Genomic DNA, 25,395 nt, shown 5'->3' with positions numbered 1-25,395 from the left:
CGAATAAATCCTCTTCCCTTCAGCAGTTGACCGTTGACCGCTCAAACGGGCGTTGCTTCGGACATTGAACGATACCAATACGTGTAGCGATCCACGAAGCCGAAACGCGCATACAAGGCTCGGGCGGCCGTGTTCTGCGGCTCGACCTGCAGGTACGCCTGGCGCGCGCCGGCGTGGCTGGCCTGCTCCAGCAAATACTTCAGCACCGCCGCGCCGCAACCCTGGCGGCGCCGCTGCGGCGCGGTAACGATATCGAACAGCCCGACCAGCTCGGCATCGAATGCCGCCAGCCCTGCCGCGATACATTCGCCGCTGGCGTCGCGCACCAGCAGCGGCAAGTTTTCCAGCGGCGCCGCCTGCAGGCGCGCCGCGTGTTCGGCCGTGGCCGCATCGTCGTGGCCACGCAGGCGCCCTGCTTCCTGTGCGAACCGCCCGGGGGTTGTCCGTTCGAACACCAGCCCGGACGGCGCTTGCGCCGTGAACGGCACGACGGGCGCCGCCATGACGCAGGTACGGTCGAACGCGACGAACCCGCGCTCATGCAGCTGTGCATCCAGGGAAAAATCGGGGCCGATGGAGGTCAACCGCACGATCAGCGGCACCCCGTGGCCCGCATACCATCGGGTACAGTACGCCAGCCGCTCATCGAGCGGACGTGTGGATAACCCGAGTACATTGACGCAGCGCGCGCGCTTGGCCCGCGAAGGCGCCCAACGCACCAGCCATCCTTCGTAGAGCATCTGCTCGCGAACCGTGGTGGCATTGAGCGCCGCCTCTTCCAGGCGCGCCAGCTCCCCTCCCGCTGCGGGAGCGGGGTGGGCGGCCAGAACAGCAAGCACAGCTGGCATCGAGGTTCAATCCAGCTCTTTGACGCGTTCTATCATTTCCGCGCCAAATGCAATATAGGCCTGCGCGCCGCGCGACGCGCGGTCATACACCACGCCCGGCATGCCATAGCTGGGCGCCTCGGCCAACCGCACATTGCGTGGCACCACCGTGGTGAAGACCTTGTCGCCGAAGTGGGATTCGAGCTGGGCCGACACCTGCTGCTGCAAGGTCATGCGCGGGTCGAACATCACGCGCAACAAACCGATGACACGGAGTTCGTTGTTGATATTGCGATGCACGCGCTTGATGGTGTTTACCAGGTCGGACAGGCCTTCGAGCGCAAAGTACTCGCACTGCATCGGAATGATGACGCCGTGCGCGGCAGCCAGCCCGTTAAGGGTAAGCAGCGACAGCGTGGGCGGGCAATCGATCAGCACGAAATCGTATTCGCCGGCGATCTTGTCGATGGCGGCCTTGAGCTGGCGCTCGCGCTCGTCCATCTGCACCAGGTCGATCTCGGCGCCGGACAGTTCGCGGTTGGCCGGCAATACGTCGTAGCCGCCGGACTCCGAACGCACGCGCGTCTGTTCGATACCGGCCTCGCCGATGAGCACCTGGTACAGGTTGGATTCGAGCGTACTCTTGTCGATGCCGCTGCCCATGGTGGCGTTGCCCTGCGGATCGAGATCGACCAGCAGCACCCGCTGCTTGTGCGTAGCCAGGCCAGCCGCAAGGTTGATGGCGGTGGTGGTCTTGCCGACGCCGCCCTTCTGGTTGGCGATGCAGAACACGCGGGCGGACTTGCTGGGCGGTATGTTTTTCATATGTTTCCTTGACTGCGTCGCATCCATATCAGGCAGCGTTGCGCGTCGAGTGCCGGCACCACCAACGGTTCGATCCGTTCGACCGTCCAGTGGCCGTGTTGCTGTAACGCCTGGATTTCGTCATCGGGCACCTTGCCCTTCATGGCGACGAGGGTACCACCCTCGCGCACGTGGCGGCCGGCCAGCTTCGCGAAGTCCTGTAACGAAGCGAACGCACGCGATATCACCACGTCGCATTGCGCCGGTTCGAGCTGTTCGATACGGGTATGCGCGGCCTGCAGATTGGGCAGTCCGAGCGCGCCGGCCATCTGCCGCACGAATGCGGTTTTCTTCTCGACTGCGTCCACGCATGTGACGTCCCAATGGGCGCGCATGATGGCCAGCACCACGCCGGGCAGGCCGCCGCCGGAGCCGACGTCGAACAGCTTGACGCGCGCGCCGGACCCGGCGGCGGGCAGGCCACGCTCCAGCGGCGCCACGACCGACAGACTGTCGAACAGGTGCTGCACGAGCATCTGCCCCGGGTCCCGGATGGCAGTCAGGTTGTACGTGCGGTTCCAGCGCTGCATTTGCTCGATATAGCGCAGCAGCTTCTGCTGCTGGCCGGCGTCGGCCGGCAATCGCAGCGCATCGCAGGCCTGGGCCAGCCGCTGCGCGGGGCCGCCGGGGATATCGGGAACGGCGCTCATGCCGCTTGCTTGCGCGAGCCGTAATGCAGGCGCTTGAGATGGATCAGCAACAGGGAAATGGCAGCCGGCGTCACCCCGGAGACGCGCGCGGCCTGCCCTATGGTCTCGGGCCGATGCGTCTTCAGCTTCTGGCGTACCTCGAACGACAGGCTGGTGACGGCGTCGTAATCGATATCCGCAGGGATGGGCTGCTGCTCGTGCGAGAGGTGTTTCTGCACTTCGTCTTGCTGGCGCGCGATATAGCCGGCGTACTTGACCTGGGTTTCGACCTGCTCGGCCAGCACGTCATCCTCGAGCACGCCAGGACCAGCCAGCAACTCGCCCTCGTCGGTACGGGCCTGCATCAACGCCTCGTAGGAAACATTGGGACGTTTCAACAGATCTGATAGTGAGTACTCACGCTCAATTGCCTTGCCCAGCAGGGCTTCGGCGGCATGCGCCGGCAGGACGCGCGGGTTCACCCACGTGGATTTGAGCCGTTCGACTTCCTGGGCCACGGCATCGCGTTTGCGGCTGAAAGCATCCCAGCGCACGTCGTCCACCAGCCCGAGCCGGCGGCCGATTTCGGTCAGGCGCAGATCGGCGTTGTCTTCGCGCAGGCTGAGCCGATATTCGGCACGGGACGTGAACATCCGATAAGGCTCGGTCACGCCGCGCGTAACCAGGTCATCGACCAGGACGCCGAGATAGGCTTCATCGCGACGCGGCACCCAAGGTTCTTTCCCCTGGGCCTGCAAGGCGGCATTGGCGCCGGCCAGCAGGCCTTGGGCCGCCGCCTCTTCATAGCCGGTCGTGCCGTTGATCTGGCCGGCGAAGAACAGCCCGGAAATCGCCTTGGTCTCCAGCGTGGACTTCAGGGCGCGCGGGTCGAAGTAATCGTACTCGATGGCATAGCCCGGGCGCAGGATGTGCGCGTTCTCGAGTCCGGGCAGGGAGTGGATCAACTCGTACTGCACATCGAAAGGCAGGCTGGTGGAAACACCGTTCGGATAGATCTCATGGGTATTCAGGCCTTCCGGTTCCAGGAATACCTGGTGCGATGCCTTGTCCGCAAAACGATGGATCTTGTCCTCGATGGATGGGCAGTAACGAGGCCCCACTCCTTCGATGACCCCACTGTACATGGGCGAACGGTCCAGACCGCCACGGATGATTTCGTGCGTGCGGGCATTGGTATGCGTGATCCAGCAAGGCAGCTGGCGCGGGTGCATGGAGGCCTTGCCCAGGAACGAGAACACCGGCACGGGATCAAGATCACCGGGCTGCTCTTCCAACACACTGTAGTTGATGCTGCGTCCGTCGATGCGCGGCGGCGTGCCGGTCTTCAGGCGGCCTTGCGGAAGTTGCAGCTCCTTGAGCCGCTGGCCCAGGGAATTGGCGGGGGGATCCCCTGCCCGCCCTCCGGAATAGTTCTGCAGCCCCACGTGAATCAAACCGTTGAGGAAGGTCCCAGCCGTCAGCACCACGGTACGGGCACGAAAACGCAACCCGATCTGCGTAACGGCGCCCACCACCTGGTCGCCCTGCACCATCAGATCGTCCACCGCCTGCTGGAACAGCCAGAGGTTGGGCTGGTTCTCGAGCCGTGCACGCATGGCGTTTCGGTACAGCACCCGGTCGGCTTGGACACGCGTGGCACGTACCGCTGGCCCCTTGGAGCTGTTGAGAATACGGAATTGGATACCTGCCTCGTCGGTGGCGATAGCCATCGCGCCGCCCAACGCATCGACTTCCTTGACCAAATGACCCTTGCCTATCCCCCCGATGGAAGGATTGCAGGACATTTGGCCCAGGGTCTCGATATTGTGGGTAAGCAGCAATGTCTGTGCGCCGGCGCGGGCTGCAGCCAGGGCTGCCTCCGTACCGGCGTGACCGCCACCAACGACGATCACATCAAATTCGCGGGGAAAATCCATGATGGGGAGAGATGAAAGAGCGTTCCGTGGCCATTATAGTGGCACCTCGTTGGGCGTTTCACGTGAAACATCGTAAGCCCTGTAATCCGTACGATCTATGCGGCTTATGCGCCACGGCCTCTGCCCAAAACGCCAGGCCTAGCAATGTTTCACGTGAAACATGCGGCGCCTGTTCCGACCCTCAATAATGCGATTACATGTTCCACGTGAAACAATACTCCTTGATTCGGCATTGAGGCAGACTCACTCAAGCCGTCAGCGTGATGTTTCACGTGAAACAACGGCAACATGAACTGTCTGCCACGCGGTTCCGGGCAGCCAAAAACAACGAAGTTTTTACCCCTACCCTACCCCTAGGCCAAAACAAGCGCAGTTTTGTCGTCAAACGACCATGTCGGAATGATCAGAAGCAAGCCGGCTTTCCCGGCTGCCACGATTTGGATAATCCCGATCAGGTCAGTACCGCACTCCTCCGTACACTGCGCTCGCCAACGCCTGTCCCTTCTCCGCTGCACGCGCACGGCCGGCTACGCCCAACATTCGATCTCCAGGCTCGATCCGCATCCCGTTTCGTGTGCCGGCAGAATATCCGGGCTGCGCGGGCCCCCGCGCACGGGACAAGATCTCGAAACGCAGGGCCAATGGGATGGCTCGTCCAGGAAATCTCGCGGGCGTCGTCAACACGCCGCATGCCCGTTGCTGGGCTCAAGGATTTCTCCGACTTGCGGAATGTCCTGGACTCGTTGAGCGGGCGGCCCGGCAAATCCGATATACGCGCAAGCGGCATGCCCACCACGAAGCATGTAATCAAAGCAGGTGGCTACGGGCCATGGCATCGAATGGCAATTTTCGTTTCACGTGAAACATCGCGACTCAATACTGCCAGCACCGGGAAGCCGAAATATAAGACCGGTGTCTCGTTCTGGTCCGTCGAGCCGCATCGATCACGCAGGGAAAACGTTACCATCCAACGGCTTAATACTTTCGGCTAGGACCCGCCTGAGACTGGCAACACCAAGGCAACATTCATACGTGGACGCGGAAATTTGTGCGGTCTGCATCACCATCTTATCCACCGCCCCCTGTGGACAACCCGATCGCCCGGCGGGACATCGGGATACGCGTGCCGTTGCCGCATCAATGCCCTCCGTCGAATCCGCCCGTGTTGGTTGATGACCGCCTCGAGACTGGCGTCGATGCCGGCACTGGCGAAGAACAACCATGGCGCCGGTACACAACCGTGCTGAATTGGGGATCAATCCCCAGAAGTATCCACAGATTTTTCGATCAGGAATCCTCCTGGAATATGTCTCGATACGGGCAAGAAAATTGGGGATATCTTTGTGAACAAATCGGGCCCGACCCGTAATGGAGGTGGGCCCGAGGTCGCCAAACCGTGACGTCCGGATCTGCGCCGGAAACCCCAGCATGCATATCTGATCGCGTAACACCGTGGATTTACAGGAGATTTTCCCTGGCAAGCGTAGATCAACGAAAGAAGCTGCCCGGGGCGACTCGCACCATCGTCCCACCCGTGGCGCGAAATAACGATGTCATTCGCTGTGTAAAACTCCAGCACCATGTCCGGCGTCGGCGCGCGCAAACCTGTCCGACCCAGGTGCCGGGTGGAGGCTTATCCACAAAGTTATCCAAGCCCGTAGTGATGTTAGTAAGCACTAACTGTATGCCGTGCGGCGATGGCAGAAGCAACAACGCCCCAGAAGCTATGTTCCTGGGGCGTTGTAACCAGGCACTTGGGCCTGGTATGCGGGAAAAACGGGATTTCCCGATTCAGAGCGGGCGAATTTCGGCCGCTTGAGGTCCTTTCGGACCATCCTTCACTTCGAACTCGACTTCCTGACCTTCGTTCAGGCTGCGATAACCGCGGCCTTGAATCGCCGAGAAATGTGCGAATACGTCAGTACCGCCGCTGTCCGGAGTGATGAATCCATAACCCTTGTCGGCGTTGAACCACTTGACCTTGCCCTTTTGAGCCATTTTTTATAGCGTCCTGATATCGAAAAAAAGAAATGCAAGTGAATCAAGGACGCTGACCAACTGACCAACCGGCGGGCACACGCACCCGCTTCAACGTTGCGTTTGTGGCTTGCCATCTACAACAGTAACCGGGTTTGCGCACTGCTTGAATCAACTGCAGGATCAGCATACTCATCGCCTCCGAGGCGAACAAATAGTTGTTTACCCCTATGTGGCTTTTTTTTCACTTGTCTCACAAGTAACCGAGGCCGCCATGGCGACCGCGTAAAAGACCGCGGCCACCGGTCCATCGGCAAGCCCCGCACGCGGGCGCCGGCGGGGCGCCGAAGAACGCGATGAGTTAGTGGGATACTTACGAGAAACGCATTCCCATTGCTTGTCCACATTCCTACCATTGCCATGATCCGATCCAAGCTGCCCGATGTCGGCACCACGATTTTCACTGTCATGAGCCGGCTCGCCATCGAGCACAAGGCCATCAACCTGGGCCAGGGCTTCCCGGATTTCGATCCCGACCCCGAACTGTGCGCCCTGGTCGGCAAGGCCATGGCTGCCGGGCACAACCAGTATCCCTACATGCCTGGCGTGGCGCCATTGCGCGAGGCTATCGCCGCCAAGGTCAAGACCCTCTACGGCCATGCCTACGACCCGGAAACCGAAATCACCGTAACCAGCGGCGCCACGGAAGCGTTGATGGCCACCGTATTGGCGGCCGTAGGCCCTGGCGACGAAGTCGTGGTGATCGAACCCTGCTACGACTCGTACCTGCCGGCGATACGCCTGGCCGGCGGCACCGCCGTGCCCGTGCCCTTGCGCGCCCCCACCCGCGACGATCCGTACTACCGCATCGACTGGCAGCGCGTACGCGACGCCATCGGCGCGCGCACGCGGCTGCTCATGCTGAATTTCCCGCACAACCCGACCGGCGCAGTGCTCGACGAAAGCGACCTGGACGCCCTGGAATCCATCGTGCGCGAAACGGGCGTGCTGTTGTTGTCCGATGAGGTGTACGAACACATCGTGTTCGACGGCAAGCCGCACGCCAGCCTGTCGCGCCGCCCTTTGCTGGCCGAACATGCGTTTGTCATCGCGTCATTTGGCAAGACGTATCACACCACTGGCTGGAAAGTCGGCTATTGCTGCGCGCCGCGCCAGCTCAGCGCCGAGCTGCGCAAGGTCCACCAGTTCATGGTGTTCACCGTGTCCTCGCCGATGCAATTCGCGTTGGCCGAGTACATGGCCAACCCCAAGCCCTACCTGGACCTGCCTGCGTTCTACCAGGCCAAGCGGGATCGCCTCGCGGCCGGCCTGGCCAACACGCGTTTTCGCCCCCTGCCCAGCCCCGGCACATTCTTCATGCTGGCCGACTACAGCGAGATCACCAAGCACGCCGAAGCCGATTTCGCGCGCCATCTCACCATCGACCATGGCGTAACCGTGATCCCGGTATCGGCGTTCTACCAGAATCCCGCCGCGCCCGAATCCAACCACCATCTGGTGCGCTTTTGTTTCGCCAAGCAGGACGCTACGCTGGACGCCGCCATCGAGCGTCTGGCCCACGTCTGAACGCGCCAGGACGCCGCTTGCGCCCAAGAAAAATGCCGCGGTGCGAACCGCGGCATTTTTCAATCGGCCGATCGACTACGACTGAGCGGCTTGCCTGCGGCGCGCGCTCAGGCGGCGCATCAATTGCGGAACGATCACCACTACGGCAGCCGCGATCCACAGGCCTATCGATACCGGGCTCGAATACAGCACCACGGGATCGCCATTGGTGATGGACAGCGCCCGGCGCAGGTTCTGCTCCATCATGTCGCCCAGCACCACGCCCAGCACCAGCGGCGCCATCGGTACGCCGAACTTGCGCAGGAAGTAGCCCAGCGCGCCAATGGCCACCACCATCAGCAGGTCGAACGTGCCGGCATTGATCGCATAGACGCCGATGTAGCTGATGCACAGGATGCCGGGCACCATCATCCACGCCGGCACGGCCAGCACCTTCGAGAACACTCGCACCATCGGCACGTTCATGATGAACAGCAGGACGTTGGCGATGAACAGCGAGGCAATCAGGCCCCACACCAGTTCGGGCTTGCTGTCGAACAGCACCGGACCGGGCGTGATGTTGTAGAGCGTCAACGCGCCCATCATCACGGCGGTGGTGCCCGAGCCTGGCACGCCCAGCGTCAGCATGGGCACGAAAGAACCGATTGCCGACGCGGTGGCGGCCGATTCGGGCGCCACCAGGCCGCGCATATCGCCCTTGCCGAACTTGGCGTCGGGATCCTTGCTCTCGATGATGCGCTTTTCCTGCGAATAGGCAACGGCCGCCGCCACGCTGGCGCCAGCTCCGGGCAGCACGCCCACGCCGAAGCCCACCAGCGAACTGCGCACCACGCTCCACCACGTGAACGACAATTCTTTAAGGTTGAACAGTTTCCGGCCGCTCGGCTTGACCTCGATACTGTGTCCGGCCACGACCTTCTCCAGCATCTCCAGCATCTCGCTGACGGCGAACAGCGCGATCACCACGACAACGAAATCTATGCCGTCGGACAGGTGCACCGAATCAAAGATATAGCGGTATACGCCCGAGTTCGAATCGACCCCGACCACCGAAATGCCCAACCCTATCATCGCCGCCAGCACGCCCTTGACGGGTTGCTTGCCGAGCAGGCTGGTCAGGCAGCAAAAGGCGAACACCATCAGCACGAAGTATTCGGCCGGCCCGAAGGCAAGCGCCCATTTGGCCAGCAGCGGCGCCAGCAGGATGATGCCGGTCACCGACACGATGGCGCCGAAAAAGGCGGACCACGCCGACAGCGACAACGCCACGTTGGCCAGGCCCTGGCGCGCCAGCGGATAACCATCCAGCGTGGTCATGATGGCGCTGGCCTCGCCCGGCACGTTGAGCAGGATCGAGGTGATGCGGCCGCCATATTCGGCGCCCACGTACACCGCCGCAAGCAGGATGAGCGCCGTTTCGGGCGGCAGGTTCATCGCGAATGCGATCGGGATCAGCATGGCCACGCCGTTGATCGGGCCAAGCCCGGGCAACACGCCCACCATGGTTCCGAAGAACGAACCGATGGCCGCGACCAGTACGTTGGTCAGCGAGAAGGCAACGCCGAAACCGATGGCAAGATGATCGAGAATGCCGCTCATAGCAGACCCTCCAGCAACCCGGCCGGCAACACCACGTCCAGGACTTTGTCGAACAACAGGAAGAACAGCACGCCCATGATCAGGCCGCCGATGGCGCACTTGATCCAGTTGCCGCCGAACAGGCGGCCGACCGCGACGGTCATCAGCGCCGTGGCGATGACAAACCCCAGCCACTGGAACAGGAACGCATAGGCGGCCGCATACGCGACCATCAGGGCGATGCGCGCGTTGGCGCCGGCGGAGTTGGTCTCGACCTGGTGGCCGCCCTTGTAGGCCAGGCGCAGGCCGCACAGGCCGATGATGAGTGCGACAAGCATCGGAAATGCGCGCGGCCCTACAGGTTCGTAGGCAAACGGCGCTTCGATGTCCCAGCCCGCCCATGTCATGAAGGCGGCCAGGATCAGGGCGAATACGCCCAACATTCGATCATTCATGATCCCGTATCCAATTCGAGAACACGGCGCGGACCGCCCCGATTGCGTGCGCACCGTTGGGAAGATGCGCGGCGGCGGCGCATGCCGCCGGCCGCGCGATCGGTTTACTTCTTGATGAGGCCGAAGCTGTCGGCCAGCTCGGCGTAGTTCTTGACCTGCTGCTTGACGTAGTCGTCCAGGTCCTTGCCGGTCTTGCTGAACGGGAACAGCCCCTGCTGTTCACGCAGCTTGGCGTATTCGGGCGAAGTCATCGTCTTGTCGAACGCGTCGACCCAAAACTGGTAGTCCTTGTCGGAGACCTTGGGACCGACGTAGAAACCGCGGATGATCGGCCATACGATGTCGTAGCCCTGCTCCTTGGCCGTCGGCACGTTGTTCAGCTTGCCCGGCAGGCGCTCGCTGTTGAAGACCGCCAGCACACGGATCGGCGCGCCGCCTTCGAGCATGGTGAAAGCCTCGGCGGCGTCGCCCATGTAGGCCTGGATGTGGCCGCCGCGCAGCGCGGTCACCGCCTCGCCGCCACCTTCGAACGCGACGAAACGCATTTTCTTGAAATCAACGCCGGCCGCCTTGGCCGTCAGCGCCGCTTTCATCCAGTCCTGGCTGCCCACGGTGCCGCCGGCGCCCAGCACGATCTTGGTGGGATCCTGCTTGAAGGCCTCCATCAGGCCCTTGAGGTCGGTATAGGGCGAATCGTTGCGGACCACGGCCACGCCATAATCGGCGCCGATACCGGCCAGCCAACGCACGTCGTCGACCGAATACTTGCCGAACTTGCCTTGCGCCAGATTGAGCAGCGAACCACCGGAAAAGGCAACGATGGTGCCGGCCTCGCCCGGGTGCTGGGCCACGATGTTGTTGTAGGCCACGGCGCCAATGCCACCAGGCATGTAGACGATGCGCATGGGCGCCTTGAGCGCGCCCGATTGCTTCAGGCCTTCGGTAGCCAGCCGGCAGGTCAGGTCGAAGCCGCCGCCGGGCTGGGCCGGGGCAATGCACTCGGGCCGACGCGGCTCGTCGCTGGCCGCATGGGCGGCGTTGCCAATGAACAGGGCGCACAGGCCAGCCAGGGCGGCAGCAGTCGCGCGGAATTTCGCCAGGGTATGCATCGATGCGGTCTCCGAGATCGTTGTTGGCATGTCGTGCGGACATGGATGGCCATGGAACGATCGCGCAGATCGCAGGCCAACGGATGAGCACCGTACCCAACTCTGCCTTTCCGGAACCTTTCAGATCACCACAATTTCGTGCGGCAGCGCAGCATTTCCCTTGAAACCTAGGGAAAACACCAGTGCCGCGCGCAAACCCGGCTGCGGCTGGCGGTTTTCCAGCACCAGCTGGCCGCCGTGGATTTCGATGATGGTCCGCACAATGGCCAGCCCCAGGCCCGCCCCCGACTTGTTCTTGCCGGCTGCGCCCCGGCGGAACCGTACGCTGGCGCGCGCAATGTCCTCGGCCGACATGCCGGGCCCGTTGTCTTCCACTACCAGCCAGGCATGGCCACCCTCGGCATGGACCTTGACCGTGACTTCGCTGCCGCGCGCCGTATACCGGATGGCGTTGTCGACCAGGTTGCTCAGCGCCTCGCGCAACAGCCACTCGACAGCCTGTACCCGGACCGGCGCGGCCTGCACATCCAGCCCCAGGTCCAGTTGCCTGGCCCGGGCAGCCGGCAACAAGGCCCGGATGACGCCGTCGGCCAGCTCGGCCAGGTCGACCGTTTCCAGCGGCAGGCCGCCCTCGGCCAGCGAGGCGTCCTTGGCGCGCGCCAGCGCGAGCATCTGGTTGGTGGTGCGTACCGCCCTGTCCAGGCCGTCCTGCATCGCCAGGAGGGCTGTACGGACCTCCTGGGGGTCTGTTTCACGCAAGGCATAGGCCGTCTGGGTCCGCAATACCGACAGCGGCGTGCGCAATTGATGCGACGCGTCGTCGAGGAACTGCCGCTGCACCCTCGCCAAGGCCGTAAATCGGGCCATGTGGAGGTTTACGGCGTGGATGAGGGGCTGGACCTCCCCTGGCATCTCCGACGCGCTCACGGGGCTTAGATCGTCCGCAGAACGGCTTGCAACTTCCTCGCGCAACCGTTCGAGCGGCCGCAGCGCCATGAAAACGCTCCAGATGACCACCAACACGCTGATCATCACCACCGCGAGGTCGCGTTCCACCGAGCGCACCAGCGCCCGATGCAGGAAGTCCTGCCGGGTCTCCAGGCTTTCGGCGACCTGGACGATTATACGTCCCCCTTTATCGTTGTAAAGCGGCGGATCCATCGGCCGCGCCAGCGCCGCCACCCGTACCGGCTGGCCCAGGTACTCAGCGTAGAAAAACTGCGGCTGGCCGGAGACCAGCGGCTGCGGCGGCAGCGGCAACTGGGGGTTGCCGATCTCGGCCAGGCCGTCTTCGGTCGCCACCCGGTAGTAGACGTTGCCGTTGGCGGTCAGTTCGAAGAACTCCAGCATCAGGTAGGGCTGTTCGAGCGACAGTCCCCCGCTGGCTGTGGATATGTTGTGGTCGATGGATCGCAGCGCTCCGGAAAGCGAGCGGTCGTAGGCGATGTCGACCTGGTTGCGCAGTTGCTGGTTGGACAGCCACAAGGCTCCGGTCATGACGAAAACCAGCGCGGGAATCAGCCACCACAGCAACACCGTCTTCAGCGTGCGATGGCGGGTTTTTTCCTGCCTACGGGTTGTCAACAGCGTTCTCCAGGCAATAGCCCATGCCGCGCATGGTGACGATCTGTACGCCGGTGTCGGCCAGCTTCTTGCGCAGCCGATGGACCAGGACCTCGATGGCCTCCAGGTTGACATCGCTGTCGCTGGACTGGATGCGATCGAGGATCTGTTGCTTGTTCAACGGTTCGCCGCTGCGCTGGATCAGGGCGCGCAGCACCGCATGTTCCCGGGGCGAAAGCGCCAGCGGCTGCCCTTTGACGGTGAATCGCTGTGACGCGGTATCCAGTGCCAGGTCGCCCAGCGTCAGGCGGGGATGTTCCCGTCCGCGGCTGCGGCGGATCAGTGCGGTCAGGCGGGCTTCGAGCTCCTCCAGCACGAAAGGCTTGGGCAGGAAGTCGTCGGCGCCCTGGTGCAGGGTACCCACTCTTTCGGCCAGCGAATCGCGCGCGGTCAGGACTAGGACTGGCGTACGGTCGTCGCGGGCGCGGATGCGGGTCAACAGGGTATGGCCGTCCATGCCGGGCAGGCCGAGGTCCAGGATGATGGCATCGAACTCTTCCACGGCCAGGCGGCGTTCGGCCAGCAGGCCGTCATCGGCCCATTCGACCACGAACCCGGCATGGCGGGCAAGGCTGCGCGATAGCCAGCGGGCGAGTTCGGCTTCGTCTTCGATCAACAGAATGCGCATGGCTGGATTTTGCAGCGCGAACGGCTGGTGGCTGGCATGTTTGATGTTTTTCCTTATAGTGTTCTTTATATAAAGACTAATGATTAATAAGGGCTGTGGATAACTACCTTAACCCTGAAAAGGGATTTTATTTCATACGCTTGCGAAGCTTTTAGGCTGTGCACTAGGTCTGTTTGGCTGGAGAGCCGAAGTTGGACAACATTTCGGACCATGGCCGAAAAGCAAGCTTGTTCAACCCGGGTCCACATACTGTGCACAAGCTTGCCTCCCAGTGGTTATCCACAGGGCGCCATGGCCTGGATCCGGGGGATGTCCGGCCCGAAATACGGTTTCCCAACCCCGTTTTCCAGCCTGCTGGCAGGTCCGTACAGCGTAAATCAGCGGCGCGGCAAGCGCGCGCGGGCCTCGCCCGATGATGGCGTCTCCTGGACGCCGTGATCAAAAATTGAGCAGGAAATCCGGTCTCGGACGGCGCCTTCCATGCTTCGGCCAGGCATGAAGCAAGCGGGAGCTGGCCAACCCATACTGCGGTTCGCGCGACATCAACCCGAGGCAGCATGACCCGACACTCGACCCCCTTCGCCGGACGCCAGGTGCTGGCGGCAAGTTTCGTCATGGCCATCTACGGCTGGGGAATGGGCTTCTATGGGCCGCCAGTATTCCTGCATGCCGTCGTCGAACGCACCGGCTGGCCGCTGCAATGGGTGGCGGGCATGGTCACGCTGCACTTCGTGGCGGGGGCGCTGGCCGTGGCCAACCTGCGGCGGCTGTACCGCCTTGCCGGCATTCCCATGGTCACGTTCTGCGGGGCGCTGGGAAGCGCGCTGGGCACATTCGGCTGGGCCGTGGCGGCCACGCCGTGGCAATTGGCCATTGCCGCGTTGGTGAGCGGCGCCAGCTGGGCGGCGCTGGGGGCTGCGGCGATCAACGCCCTGATCGAACCGTGGTTCGTGGTCCGGCGGCCCGCCGCGCTGGGCATGGCGTACAACGGCGCGAGCGTAGGCGGCATTGTCTTCTCCCCATTGTGGGCGCTGCTGATCCAGGCCTGGGGGTTCGCCTGGGCCGCGGGCGTGGTGGGCGCGTCCATGGTGCTGGTGATCGCCGTGCTGGCCAGCCTGGTCTTTACGCGCACGCCGGCCAATACGGGGCAGGCGCCGGACGGCGAGGCGGTCGCGCCCCGCCCGGCCGCAAACCCGGCGCCGCCCGCCAGGCCTGCGGGCCGCCTGCGCGAGGATCGGCGCTTCGTCACCCTGGCCGCGGCCATGTCGCTGGGTCTGTTCGCCCAGATGGGCCTGGTCGCGCACCTGTACTCGCTGCTCGTTCCTACCTTGGGTCCGGGCACGGCCGGGCTGGCAATGGGCGCGGCAACCGGCTGCGCGATAGCAGGCCGCACGATCGTGGGCCGCATCGCCGGCGCGGGGTCCGATCGCCGCCTGCTGGCGTCGCATGCCTATGCCATCCAGGCGCTGGGGGCCTTGCTTCTGCTGGCGGCCGGCGACACGCCGGCCCTGGTCTGGCTGGGCCTGCTGCTGTTCGGCTCGGGTATCGGCAACGCCACCTCGCTGCCGCCGCTGATCGCGCAAAACGAGTTCGATCCGGCCAGCGTGCGGCGCGTGGTGCCGCTCATCGTCGCCTTGTCGCAAGCCGCCTACGCGTTCGCACCGGCGGTCTTCGGGATGTTGCGCGGCGTCTCGGACGCGGCGTCGGCGCCATGGCTGTTCGTGGCCGCGGCGGCGCTGCAGGCCGCGGCCATCGCCTGCCTGTTGGCCGGGCGGGCTACTTGCCGATGCAGAAACTCGAAAAGATCTCGCCCAGCAAGTCGTCGCTGGTGAATTTGCCGGTGATGCCGGTCAGGGCTTCGTGCGCCAGGCGCAGCTCTTCGGCGAACAGGTCCAGCACGCGGTCGTCCTCGCGGGCGTGTTCGGTGGCGATCTCGAGATGCTGCGCGGCCTGTTGCAGCGCATGCAGATGGCGTTCGCGCGCCAGCCATGGCGATTCGGCGCCGGGGTTCCAGCCGGCCAGTTGCAGCAGGCGCTGGCGCAATGCGTCCAGGCCGATGCCGCCGCGCGCGGAGATGGCCAGGCTGTCGGGCTGGCCCTGGAACGCCGCGTCGAGCAGATCGACTTTGTTGAAGACGTTTAGCACCGGCGTGCGCGCGGGCAGGCGCCTGACGATTTGCGCGTCGAGGTGATCGGGCGGCTGGGTGACGTCCTGCAGGTGCAGGATGAGGTCGGCGCGCTCGATCTCTTTCCAGGTGCGTTCGATGCCTATGCTTTCGACGGCGTCGTCGGTGTCGCGCAAGCCGGCGGTGTCGACGATGTGCAGCGGTACGCCATCGATGTGGATCTCCTGCACGACCTTGTCGCGCGTGGTGCCCGCGATGGGCGTGACGATGGCGATGTCGTCGCCGGCCAGGGCGTTGAGCAGGCTGGATTTGCCCACATTGGGTTTGCCGGCCAGCACGACGTGCAGGCCTTCGCGCAGGATCACGCCCTGGCGCGCCTGGGCAATGAGCGTGTCGAGGTCGTGCGTGAGCGCCTGCAGCGTGGGCCGCGCCTGGTATTTCTCGAGGAAGTCGATTTCTTCTTCGGGAAAGTCCAGGGTGGCTTCCACCAGCATGCGCAGGTGGATGATGCGGTCGGACAGGTCGTTGACGCGCTGCGAGAACTCGCCCGACAGCGACGCCATGGCGCCGCGCGCGGCGGCTTCCGAGGAGGCGTCGATGAGGTCGGCCACGGCCTCGGCCTGAGCCAGGTCGAGGCGCTCGTTGAGAAAGGCGCGGCGGGTGAACTCGCCGGGTTCGGCCGGACGCAGTCCGAGGTCGTGGCCCGCCTGCAGGCAGCGCGCCAGGATGCGGCGCAGCACGGCGGGGCCGCCATGTCCCTGCAGCTCCAGTACGTCTTCGCCGGTATAGGAGTGCGGAGCACGGAAGTAGATGGCGAGCCCTTCGTCGATCACCTCGCCGTCGGCGGCGCGAAACGGCAGGTAGTGCGCGTGGCGCGGCGTCAGCGGACGCCCGAACAGCCGTTGTGCAAGTTCGGCGAGATCGGGCCCGGATATGCGCACCACGCCGATGCCCCCGCGGCCGGGGGCCGTGGCGATTGCAGCAATGGGGGCGTACAGGGACATGGCAAGCATCTGTGTAAAGGTAAGGACAATAAGGGAATATAACTGTTGCGCCGCCCGATGTTTGCTGGTTAACGTGGGCCGTTGGTCCTGAACCCGAACATCCATGGGAGAGCAAGATGATTTCTCGGCTTTCACGTGTAGTGACCTGCGGCTCGGTAATCGTGGCGTTGGCGTTGGGCGGGGCAAGCGCCGCGCTGGCCCGCGATCTGGTGGTGGCGTTGAAGACGGAGCCCAGTTCGATGGATCCGCAGTACCACGCGCTGACTCCCAATACCCAGATTTCCCAGACCATCTTCGATCCCATCGTGCGCGTGGACGAGCAGCTCAAGCCGCAGCCCACGCTGGCCGAGTCGTGGACCGTCGATGGCAAGGTGTGGATGTTCAAGCTGCGCCCGGATGTGAAGTTCTCCGATGGCACGCCGTTCACGGCGGAGGACGTGGTCTTCACCTATGACCGCATTCCCAAGGTTCCCAACAGTCCGTCGCCGTTCACGCTGTACCTGGGGGCGGTGGCCAAGACCGAGGCGGTCGATCCGCTGACGGTGCGTATCACCACCAAGGATGTGACGCCCCTGCTGCTGGTGAACCTGGCGCAATTGCCCATCATGTCGAAGAAGGCCGCTTCGGGCCCGGCGCCGGAAGGCAAGACAACGACGGAGCTCAACAGCGGCAATGGACTGATCGGCACCGGACCGTACAAGTTCGTGTCGTGGAAGCGCGGCGCCGAATTCGTGCTGGCGCGCAACGAAAACTATTGGGGCAAGCCGCCCGCCTGGGACAAGGTGACCTACCGGCCCATGACCAATGCGGCGGCGCGCGTGGCGGCCTTGCTGGCCGGGGACGTCGACATGATCGAGGATCCGCCCACCGATGACCTGCCCAAGTTGAAGGCCGACAAGAAACTGTACGTCGAGGAAACGCCGTCGGTGCGCGTGGTGTATCTGGCGCTGGACCAGTATGCCGAGCCCAGTCCGGGCGTACAGGGCACGGACAAGAATCCGATGAAGGACAAGCGGGTGCGCGAAGCGTTGTCGCTGGCCTTGAACCGCGACGCGATCGTCGATCGCGTGATGGGCGGCGTGGCCAAACCGGCCGGCAATCTGCTGCCTTATCCGATGTTCGGTTCTTCCAAGGAGCATTCGCAGGCGCCCAAGGCCGATGTGGAAAAGGCCAAGGCCTTGTTGAAGGAAGCAGGCTATCCCAATGGCTTTTCCATCACGCTGGGTTCGCCGTCCGGCCGCTATGTCAACGACGCCAAGGTGGCGCAGGCCATCGCGTCGATGTGGACGCGTATCGGCGTGAAGACCAGCGTGGATTCGATGGCGCCGCCGGTGTTCTTCAAGAACCGCGACAGCTATGCGTTCAGCGCCTATCTGGCGGGCTGGTCGGTGACCAGCGGCGAGATGTCCAACGCCCTGACCTCGCTGCTGGTTACGCGCAACCCCGAGGCTGGCCTGGGTACCACGAACCGCAGCCGCTATTCGAACCCGGCGATGGACGAGCTGGTCAAGCAGGCTTCATCGACCATGGATGACGCCAAACGCGCCGAGTTGCTGCAAAAGGCCAGCAATCTGGCCATGGACGACTACGCCATGCTGCCTGTGCATTTCGAGCTGTCGGTGTGGGCCATGAAGAACGACATCCGCTATACCGGGCGTCCCGACCAGACCACGCTGGTGCAGTACGCCACGGTGAAGAAATAGGCGAGACGCGGAGCCGCGCGTGCTGGCAACCATCATACGCAGGCTGCTGCAGACAGTCGTGGTCATGCTGGTGATGTCGGCGCTGGTGTTTGCCGGCATCTACATGGTGGGCGACCCCGTGTCGATGCTGGCCAGCCCGGAAGCCACCGAAGCGCAGCGCTCGGCCATCCGCGTGTCGCTGGGGCTGGACCAGCCCCTGTGGAAGCAGTACCTGATCTTCATGGGCCAGGCGGTGCGCGGCGACTTCGGCAACAGCTTCCTGACCGGCGAACCGGCCATGCGGCTCATCCTGGAACGCATGCCGGCCACGCTGGAGCTGGCTTGCGTGGCCATGCTGCTGTCGGTGCTGATCGGCGTGCCGCTGGGCATACGCGCGGGCCTCAAGCCCAAGGCGCCGGCCTCGCGCGTCATCATGACGGGTTCGGTGCTGGGGTTTTCGCTGCCGAATTTCTGGGTCGGCCTGATGCTGATCATGATATTCGCGGTGACACTGGGCTGGTTGCCGGCCAGCGGACGAGGCCAGACCGTCAGCGTGGCAGGCCTGTCGCTCAGCGTCCTGACGCTGGATGGCTGGGCCAGCCTGATTCTGCCGGCGGCCACCATTGCGCTGGCGAAATGCGCCATGATCATCCGCGTGACGCGCGCGGCCACGCGCGAGAGCCTGCCGCAGGATTACATCAAGTTCGCGCGCGCCAAGGGCCTGCCGGAAAAGCGTGTGCTGGGCGTGCATTTGCTGAAGAACATCCTGATTCCCATCGTGACGGTCGCCGGCCTGGAGTTCGGCCAGGTGGTGGCGTTCGCGGTGGTGACGGAAACCGTTTTCTCGTGGCCGGGCATGGGCAAGCTGCTGATCGATTCCATCATCAACCTGGATCGCCCCGTGGTGGTGGCTTACCTGCTGCTGATCGTGTTCTTCCTGGTCATGCTCAATCTCGTCGTGGACATCATCTATACGGTGCTGGATCCGCGCGTACGCCTGGATAGCCGCCAATGACCGTGCCTGTCCAACTTTCCCCCGTCCCGGCGCCAGTTGGCGAAGAGGCGCCGCTGCGGCGCTTCCTGAGCGATTTCTGCGCCAGCAAGCTGGCACTGCTGGGCCTGGCGCTGTTGCTGGTCGTGGTGGGGGCGGCGGTGTTCGCGCCGTGGATCGCGCCGCAGAATCCCTACGATATCGGCGGGCTGGATATCCTCGATTCGAAACTGCCGCCAGGCAGCGAGGCCGGCGACGGCAGCATGCGCTACTGGCTGGGTACCGATGGCCTGGCGCGCGATGTGCTGTCGGCCATCATCTATGGCATGCGCACCAGCCTGATCGTTGGCACGGTGTCGGTGCTGGCGGCGTTCGCCATCGGCGCCACCGTGGGCCTGATCGCGGCGTACTTCGGCGGCCGCATCGACGCGCTGCTGATGCGCATCGTGGATATCCAGCTTTCGTTCCCGGCCATTCTGGTGGCGCTGATCCTGCTGGCCATCCTGGGCAAGGGCGTGGACAAGGTGATCATTGCGCTGGTGGTGGTGCAATGGGCCTATTTCGCGCGCGCCGCGCGCGGCGCCGCGCTGGTCGAACGCGGCAAGGAATGCGTCGAGGCGGCGCGCTGCCTGTCGCTGGGCTGGGGGCGCGTGTTGCTGCGCCATGTGCTGCCCAATTGCATGCCGCCTCTCATCGTCATCGCCACGATCGACCTGGCGCATGCGATCGCGCTGGAGGCCACGCTGTCGTTCCTGGGCGTCGGCGTGCCGGTGACCGAGCCGTCGCTGGGCATGCTGATCGCCAACGGTTTCGAATACCTGCTGTCCGGCCATTACTGGATCTCGTTCTTTCCGGGTATCGCGCTGGCGATTGCCATCATCGCCATCAACCTGGTGGGCGACCATCTGCGCGATGTCCTGAATCCTCGCAATGCGGGCTGAGGCCCGCCACGAACAAGAGCCCACGCATGCAAGCAAGCCTGTCCAGCCCGCCCGAATCGGCCACCCGGCCGGTATTGGAGGTCAAGGGCCTGAAAACGCAGTTCGCCACGCGCGCCGGCGTGGTCAAGGCTGTGGACGGAGTGGACATGTATTTGCGCCACGGCGAGATACTGGGCCTGGTGGGCGAGTCGGGTTCGGGCAAGAGCATCACCGGATTCTCGCTGATCGGCTTGCTGGACGAGCCAGGACGGGTGGTGGAAGGCGAGATCAGGTTCGACGGAGAGGACCTGCGCCAGGCGGCGCCGGCACGCTGGCGCGCGCTGCGTGGCGATGCCATGGCCATGATCTTCCAGGACCCGATGATGACGCTCAATCCGGTACTGCGGGTGGATACGCAGATGGTCGAGACGGTGCTGGCGCACCGGCGCGTCAGCCGTGGCGAAGCCTACCAGCGCGCCCTGCAAGTGTTGACCATGGTCGGGATACCCGCGCCGCGCGAGCGCCTGCGCGCCTATCCGCACCAGCTGTCGGGCGGCATGCGCCAGCGGGTGGCGATCGCCATTGCTTTGCTCAATTCGCCGCGCCTGATCATCGCCGACGAACCAACCACCGCCCTGGATGTGACCATACAGGGCCAGATCCTCTACGAGATGCGCAAGCTGTGCGAGGAAACCGGCACGGCCTTGATATGGATCACGCATGACCTGGCCGTGGTGGCCGGACTGGCCGATCGCGTGGCGGTGATGTATGCCGGGCGCATTGTCGAGACGGGCAGCGCCGCCGATGTGATCGAGCACGCGATGCATCCGTACACGCACGGCCTGATCGCGTCGATTCCCACGCCGGATACGCGCGGCAAGCCGCTGGACCAGATACCGGGAATGACCCCATCGCTGTTGAACCTGCCCGCCGGCTGTGCGTTTCGCACGCGCTGTCCGCGTGCTTCGCAGGCCTGCCTGCAGGCGCCGGAACCGGTCGAGGTGCGTCCGGCGCACTGGGTACGTTGCTGGCACGCGGGAGAGGCATGATGGACGCGCCGGTGCTTGCCTTGCGGAACCTGGAGATGCGCTTCGTGCAATCGGTCGATCTTGCCGGACGCATCGCCAACCTGTTTGGCGCCGGGTTGCGCACGCAGGTGGTGCACGCGGTGGCGGACGTCGATCTGGATGTGGCCCCCGGCGAGGTCCTGGGCATTGTCGGCGAGTCCGGCTGCGGAAAATCCACGCTGGGCCGCATGGCCGCCGGCATCCTGCGGCCTTCCGGCGGCACGATCGCATGGCGCGGCGCGCCGGTGGCGCAGATGGGGGCCTCGCAGCGCCGCGTCTACGAGCTGGGTGTGCAGATGATCTTCCAGGATTCGTATGCGTCGCTCAATCCGCGCATGCGCGTGAGGGACATCATCGGGGAGGCGCCCGTGGCCCATGGCATGGTGCTTTCCCGCGACAAGGCCGAATACGTGGCCGGCCTGATGCGCCAGGTGGGCCTGGACCCGGCCTATGCGCAGCGCTATCCGCACCAGTTCTCGGGCGGACAGCGCCAGCGCATCGGTATCGCCCGCGCATTGGCGCTCAAGCCCGCGGTCATCGTCTGCGACGAGGCCGTGGCGGCGCTGGATGTTTCCATCCAGGCACAGGTGATCAACCTGTTCGCGCAACTGCGCCAAGATCTGGGGCTGACGTATCTGTTCATCAGCCACAACCTGAGCGTGGTCAGCCATATATCGGACCGGGTGGCCATCATGTACCTGGGGCGTGTCGTCGAGCTGGCGCCGACCATCCAGGTGTTCGAGCATGCCAACCATCCGTACACGCAGGCCTTGCTGGCCGAGTTGCCCACGCTGCGGGTGCAACGGCGCCAGTACCGGCCCATCAAGGGTGAACTGCCGTCGCCGCTGGCGCCGCCGCCTGGCTGTGCGTTCCATCCGCGCTGCCCGCATGCCATGCCGCGCTGCAGCGTGGAACGGCCCTTGCTGCGCGAGATCGCGCCGGGCCATACCAGCGCCTGCCACCTCAATGACATTGCCGCGGCGCAGCAGGCCTGAGCGCGCCGCGCGCTGTGCTAAAAGAAACGGAAACGTCCAACTGTCCGGATCCTTGCCATGAAGACCATCGAAGCCATCGAACGCGCGCACGCCGACCTCACCGCGTTGCGCCGCGATATCCATGCCCACCCCGAGTTGGCGTTCAACGAGACGCGCACGTCTGCCCTGGTGTCGGAAAAATTGCGCGAATGGGGGCTGGAGGTGCATACGGGGCTGGGCAAGACCGGCGTGGTCGGCGTGCTGCGCGCGGGTTCGGGCGGCAAGCGCATCGGGCTGCGCGCGGACATGGACGCCTTGCCGATGCCCGAGCACAACCGCTTCGCGCATCGCTCCACCATCGAGGGCCGCATGCACGGTTGCGGCCATGACGGCCACACGGCCATGCTGCTGGGCGCGGCGCAGTACCTGGCCGCGCATCGCGATTTCGACGGCACGGTGCATTTCATCTTCCAGCCGGCCGAGGAAGGCGGCAACGCCGGGGCCCGCGCCATGATGGAGGGCGGCCTGTTCGATCGCTTTCCGTGCGACGCCGTGTTCGGCATGCACAACATGCCCGGCATGCCGGCCAACACATTCGGCTTCCGCGCCGGGCCGGCCATGGCGTCGAGCAATCGCTGGGACATCGTCATCAACGGCGTGGGAGGCCATGCCGCGCAGCCGCATCGCTCCATCGATCCTATCGTGATCGCGGCCGAAATGGTGCAGTCCCTGCAGACCGTCATTTCGCGCAGCAAGGATCCGCTGGATTCCGCGGTACTGTCGATCACGCAGATCCATGCCGGCGACGCCTACAACGTGATTCCCGGCAGCGCGGTGTTGCGCGGTACGGTACGTACCTATACGGTGGCGGCGCTCGACCGCATCGAGGAAGACATGCGGCGCATCGCCACGACGCTGCCGCAGGTGTATGGCGCAACCGGCGACCTGGATTTCGTGCGCGCCTATCCGCCGCTGGTGAACTGGGAGGCGGAGACCGCTTTCGCCGCGCAGGTGGCCGAGCAGTCCTTCGGCAGCGGCCAGGTGGACCGCGATATTCCGCCGTTCATGGGCGCCGAGGATTTTTCCTTCTTCCTGGAAAAGGTGCCGGGCTGCTATCTGTTCCTGGGCAACGGCGATGGCGATCATCGGCTGGAAACCTACCACGGCATGGGGCCGTGCCAGCTGCATAACTCCAACTACGACTTCAACGATGCACTGTTGCCGGTGGGCGCCAGCTACTGGGTCAAGCTGGTGCAGGCCTATCTGCCGAGCGCCTGATGCGGCGGGTTATATGCATATGGCCGGCAATGGCATATGACACCAGGCTTTGTGCAAAGGCCGATTAAATCGTTGGTATAGGGCTTGCGCGTTTTCATAATGGATCGCTCCTGAACAAGGAGCGGTTCCATGTCCCATGCCAACGCACTGCGCCAGCCTTCCATCGCTTTCCCTCCCGACGTGCTCGCGCACGGCCCGTCCCAGGACTTCACGGTCCGGCCGTTGAACGACGCGCTGGGCGCGGAGATCGTCGGCATCGACCTGGCGCGTGCGCTGAGTGTCGCCGATTTTGCCCGCGTGCGCCGTGCGCACCTGGATCATCACCTGGTGGTGTTTCGCGACCAGCGCATCACGCCCCGGCAGCACATCGATTTCAGCCGCCGCTTCGGCCGCCTGATGATCCATGTGCTGCATCAGTTCCACCTTGCGCATAACCCGGAAATCCTGGTGGTGTCCAACATCGTCGAGAACGGCGCGCCGGTCGGCCTGGGCGACGCCGGCAAATACTGGCATTCGGATATCTCGTATAAGCCGCTGCCCAGCCTGGGTTCGCTGCTGCATGCGCAGGAACTGCCCGCCATCGGCGGCGATACGCTGTTTGCCAATATGCATCGCGCCTACGAAACGCTGCCGCGCGCATTGCGCGAGGCGGTCGATGGCCGGCGCGCGGTGCATTCCTATCTGGCCAAGTACGGCCAGCTGCAGAAGGAAGGAAACTGGCGCCCGACGTTGAGCGCGGCCCAGCTGGCGCAGGTGCAGGAGGTGGCGCACCCGGTCGTGCGCACGCATCCGGAAACCGGCCGGCGCGCGCTGTTCGTCAGCGAGGGCTTCACGACGCGCATCGAAGGCGTGGCTGCGGACGAGAGCCGGCAGATCCTGGACGAGCTGTTCGCGCACAGCACCCGCTCCGAGCACATCTATCGCCATCAGTGGCGCGACCACGATCTGGTGTTCTGGGATAACCGTTCGCTGATCCACCTGGCCGCCGGTTGTCCGCCCGAGCTGCGTCGCAAGCTGTACCGCACCACGATCGAAGGCGACGCGCCGTTCTGACGCGCGTCTGCCGCACCCACCCGACATCAGCCAGGAATTCCTCATGCGATCCCACGAAACCGTTCGCCAACGCCTTGCCCGCTATGTATCCGCGTCCTTGCTTGGAGCCTTCATCGCCGTCCTGGCGCTGGCCTCGCCCACGCCTGCGCTGGCCGAGGGCCGCATCCGCATCGCCGAACAATACGGCATCGTTTATCTGCTGCTCAATGTGGCGCGCGACCAGCAACTGATAGAAAAGCACGGCAGGCAGGCCGGCGTGGACATCGATGTGCAATGGACGCGCCTGTCGGGCGGCGCTGCCGTCAACGACGCCCTGCTTTCGGGCGCCATCGATATCGCCGGCGCCGGCGTGGGGCCGCTGTTGACGATCTGGGACCGTACCCTGGGACGCCAGAACGTGCGAGGCGTGGCGTCGCTGGGCAACTTTCCCTATTACCTGGTCAGCAACAACCCGCGTGTGAAGACGATTGCCGACTTCACCGACAAGGACCGCATCGCGCTGCCCGCCGTTGGCGTTTCGGTGCAGGCACGCGTGTTGCAGCTTGCGTCGGCCAAGCTGTGGGGCGACGAACACTACAACAGGCTGGATGCCATTTCGGTGGCCTTACCGCATCCGGATGCCGCCGCGGCGATCATCTCCGGCGGCACCGAGATCACCGGCCATTTCGGCAATCCGCCGTTCCAGGAGCAAGAGCTGGCCGGCAATGCCAATGCGCGCATCGTGCTGAAATCCTATGACGTGCTGGGCGGGCCGGGCTCATCGACGGTGTTGTTCGCCACCGAGAAATTCCGCCGCGAAAATCCCAAGACCTATGCGGCGTTCCAGGCCGCATTGCAGGAGGCCGCGCAGTTCGCAAGCGCACACCCCGAACAGGCGGCCGACATCTACATCAGGCTGGCCGGCGCCAAGATCGACCGCGACTTCCTGATCCGCATCATCAGCAATCCCGAGGTGCAGTTCAAGGTGGCGCCACAGAACACGTATGCGCTGGCGGTATTCATGCACAAGGTGGGCGCGATCAAGAACAAGCCGCAAAGCTGGCGCGATTACTTCTTCGACGACGCGGCCACCGCGCAGGGAAGCTAA

General features: G+C 64.2%; 21 protein-coding genes. 10 read left to right on the top strand and 11 right to left on the bottom strand.

From position 1 onward, the window contains the following. Positions 1 to 41 precede the first annotated feature (41 nt). The 5 genes from LK409_RS20385 to LK409_RS20365 all read right to left on the bottom strand — a co-directional run bounded on the left by LK409_RS20385 (position 42) and on the right by LK409_RS20365 (position 6,255). Positions 42 to 848 carry a GNAT family N-acetyltransferase gene (locus tag LK409_RS20385; RefSeq protein WP_010927258.1) on the bottom strand — a complete coding sequence of 269 codons (807 nt, stop codon included), beginning with the start codon at positions 846 to 848 and terminating at the stop codon, positions 42 to 44. Positions 849 to 854: 6 nt separating this feature from the next. Beyond that, a complete protein-coding gene (locus tag LK409_RS20380; RefSeq protein WP_003806879.1) occupies positions 855 to 1,652 on the bottom strand; it encodes a ParA family protein in 798 nt (265 codons plus the stop codon). Beyond that, positions 1,649 to 2,341 carry a 16S rRNA (guanine(527)-N(7))-methyltransferase RsmG gene (gene rsmG / locus LK409_RS20375; RefSeq protein WP_003806878.1) on the bottom strand — a complete coding sequence of 231 codons (693 nt, stop codon included), beginning with the start codon at positions 2,339 to 2,341 and terminating at the stop codon, positions 1,649 to 1,651. The genes LK409_RS20380 and rsmG overlap by 4 nt, the downstream gene beginning before the upstream one ends. After that, positions 2,338 to 4,257, bottom strand: coding sequence for a tRNA uridine-5-carboxymethylaminomethyl(34) synthesis enzyme MnmG (mnmG, locus tag LK409_RS20370; RefSeq protein ID WP_010927257.1), 1,920 nt, complete (start codon positions 4,255 to 4,257; stop codon positions 2,338 to 2,340). Before mnmG ends, rsmG begins: the two co-directional genes overlap by 4 nt. 1,791 nt (positions 4,258 to 6,048) lie before the next feature. Next, on the bottom strand, positions 6,049 to 6,255 hold the full coding sequence (locus LK409_RS20365) for a cold-shock protein (protein ID WP_003816068.1): 207 nt from the start codon (positions 6,253 to 6,255) through the stop codon (positions 6,049 to 6,051). 399 nt (positions 6,256 to 6,654) lie between these two features. On the opposite strand from LK409_RS20365, the gene LK409_RS20360 reads away from it, so the two are divergent. Continuing rightward, positions 6,655 to 7,821 (top strand): pyridoxal phosphate-dependent aminotransferase, encoded by a 1,167-nt coding sequence (locus LK409_RS20360; protein WP_041937331.1) that lies wholly within the window; start codon positions 6,655 to 6,657, stop codon positions 7,819 to 7,821. Between the two features lie 75 nt (positions 7,822 to 7,896). Here LK409_RS20360 and LK409_RS20355 read toward each other — a convergent pair whose 3' ends face one another. The 5 genes from LK409_RS20355 to LK409_RS20335 form a co-directional block, all read right to left on the bottom strand. After that, positions 7,897 to 9,420: a tripartite tricarboxylate transporter permease gene (locus LK409_RS20355; RefSeq protein ID WP_010929567.1), complete on the bottom strand. Its 1,524-nt coding sequence runs from the start codon at positions 9,418 to 9,420 to the stop codon at positions 7,897 to 7,899. Beyond that, a complete protein-coding gene (locus tag LK409_RS20350; RefSeq protein WP_041937330.1) occupies positions 9,417 to 9,854 on the bottom strand; it encodes a tripartite tricarboxylate transporter TctB family protein in 438 nt (145 codons plus the stop codon). The genes LK409_RS20355 and LK409_RS20350 overlap by 4 nt, the downstream gene beginning before the upstream one ends. Positions 9,855 to 9,958: 104 nt before the next feature. Further along, the gene (locus LK409_RS20345) at positions 9,959 to 10,963 is read right to left on the bottom strand and encodes a Bug family tripartite tricarboxylate transporter substrate binding protein (protein WP_010929565.1); all 1,005 of its coding nucleotides are present in this window, start codon (positions 10,961 to 10,963) and stop codon (positions 9,959 to 9,961) included. Positions 10,964 to 11,083: 120 nt separating this feature from the next. After that, positions 11,084 to 12,547 (bottom strand): sensor histidine kinase, encoded by a 1,464-nt coding sequence (locus LK409_RS20340; RefSeq protein ID WP_010929564.1) that lies wholly within the window; start codon positions 12,545 to 12,547, stop codon positions 11,084 to 11,086. After that, the gene (locus tag LK409_RS20335) at positions 12,534 to 13,214 is read right to left on the bottom strand and encodes a response regulator (protein WP_003816057.1); all 681 of its coding nucleotides are present in this window, start codon (positions 13,212 to 13,214) and stop codon (positions 12,534 to 12,536) included. The genes LK409_RS20340 and LK409_RS20335 overlap by 14 nt, the downstream gene beginning before the upstream one ends. A 557-nt stretch (positions 13,215 to 13,771) precedes the next feature. On the opposite strand from LK409_RS20335, the gene LK409_RS20330 reads away from it, so the two are divergent. Then, positions 13,772 to 15,046, top strand: coding sequence for an MFS transporter (locus LK409_RS20330; RefSeq protein WP_003816055.1), 1,275 nt, complete (start codon positions 13,772 to 13,774; stop codon positions 15,044 to 15,046). Here LK409_RS20330 and mnmE read toward each other — a convergent pair. Further along, positions 14,991 to 16,343 (bottom strand): tRNA uridine-5-carboxymethylaminomethyl(34) synthesis GTPase MnmE, encoded by a 1,353-nt coding sequence (gene mnmE / locus LK409_RS20325; protein WP_010929563.1) that lies wholly within the window; start codon positions 16,341 to 16,343, stop codon positions 14,991 to 14,993. The genes LK409_RS20330 and mnmE overlap by 56 nt on opposite strands. Positions 16,344 to 16,459: 116 nt before the next feature. On the opposite strand from mnmE, the gene LK409_RS20320 reads away from it, so the two are divergent. From LK409_RS20320 to LK409_RS20285, 8 genes are all read left to right on the top strand, one after another. Beyond that, on the top strand, positions 16,460 to 18,046 hold the full coding sequence (locus tag LK409_RS20320) for an ABC transporter substrate-binding protein (protein WP_010929562.1): 1,587 nt from the start codon (positions 16,460 to 16,462) through the stop codon (positions 18,044 to 18,046). A gap of 19 nt (positions 18,047 to 18,065) precedes the next feature. Continuing rightward, a complete protein-coding gene (locus tag LK409_RS20315) occupies positions 18,066 to 19,040 on the top strand; it encodes an ABC transporter permease (RefSeq protein WP_003816048.1) in 975 nt (324 codons plus the stop codon). Then, complete coding sequence (locus tag LK409_RS20310; protein ID WP_010929561.1) at positions 19,037 to 19,957, top strand: ABC transporter permease; 921 nt, start codon at positions 19,037 to 19,039, stop codon at positions 19,955 to 19,957. Before LK409_RS20315 ends, LK409_RS20310 begins: the two co-directional genes overlap by 4 nt. A gap of 26 nt (positions 19,958 to 19,983) precedes the next feature. Beyond that, complete coding sequence (locus tag LK409_RS20305; RefSeq protein WP_003816044.1) at positions 19,984 to 20,985, top strand: ABC transporter ATP-binding protein; 1,002 nt, start codon at positions 19,984 to 19,986, stop codon at positions 20,983 to 20,985. Beyond that, positions 20,982 to 21,998 carry an ABC transporter ATP-binding protein gene (locus tag LK409_RS20300; RefSeq protein ID WP_010929560.1) on the top strand — a complete coding sequence of 339 codons (1,017 nt, stop codon included), beginning with the start codon at positions 20,982 to 20,984 and terminating at the stop codon, positions 21,996 to 21,998. Before LK409_RS20305 ends, LK409_RS20300 begins: the two co-directional genes overlap by 4 nt. A gap of 57 nt (positions 21,999 to 22,055) precedes the next feature. After that, positions 22,056 to 23,255, top strand: coding sequence for a M20 aminoacylase family protein (locus LK409_RS20295; protein ID WP_010929559.1), 1,200 nt, complete (start codon positions 22,056 to 22,058; stop codon positions 23,253 to 23,255). 129 nt (positions 23,256 to 23,384) lie between these two features. Next, positions 23,385 to 24,308, top strand: coding sequence for a TauD/TfdA dioxygenase family protein (locus LK409_RS20290; protein WP_010929558.1), 924 nt, complete (start codon positions 23,385 to 23,387; stop codon positions 24,306 to 24,308). Between the two features lie 43 nt (positions 24,309 to 24,351). Continuing rightward, positions 24,352 to 25,395, top strand: a complete 1,044-nt coding sequence (locus tag LK409_RS20285; protein ID WP_010929557.1) for an ABC transporter substrate-binding protein — start codon at positions 24,352 to 24,354, stop codon at positions 25,393 to 25,395.

It is taken from the genome of Bordetella parapertussis, assembly GCF_020735925.1.
Lineage (GTDB): Bacteria > Pseudomonadota > Gammaproteobacteria > Burkholderiales > Burkholderiaceae_B > Bordetella > Bordetella pertussis.
The sequence above is the reverse complement of the archived record's forward strand: the minus strand, read 5'-3'. Positions and strand labels throughout refer to the sequence as shown.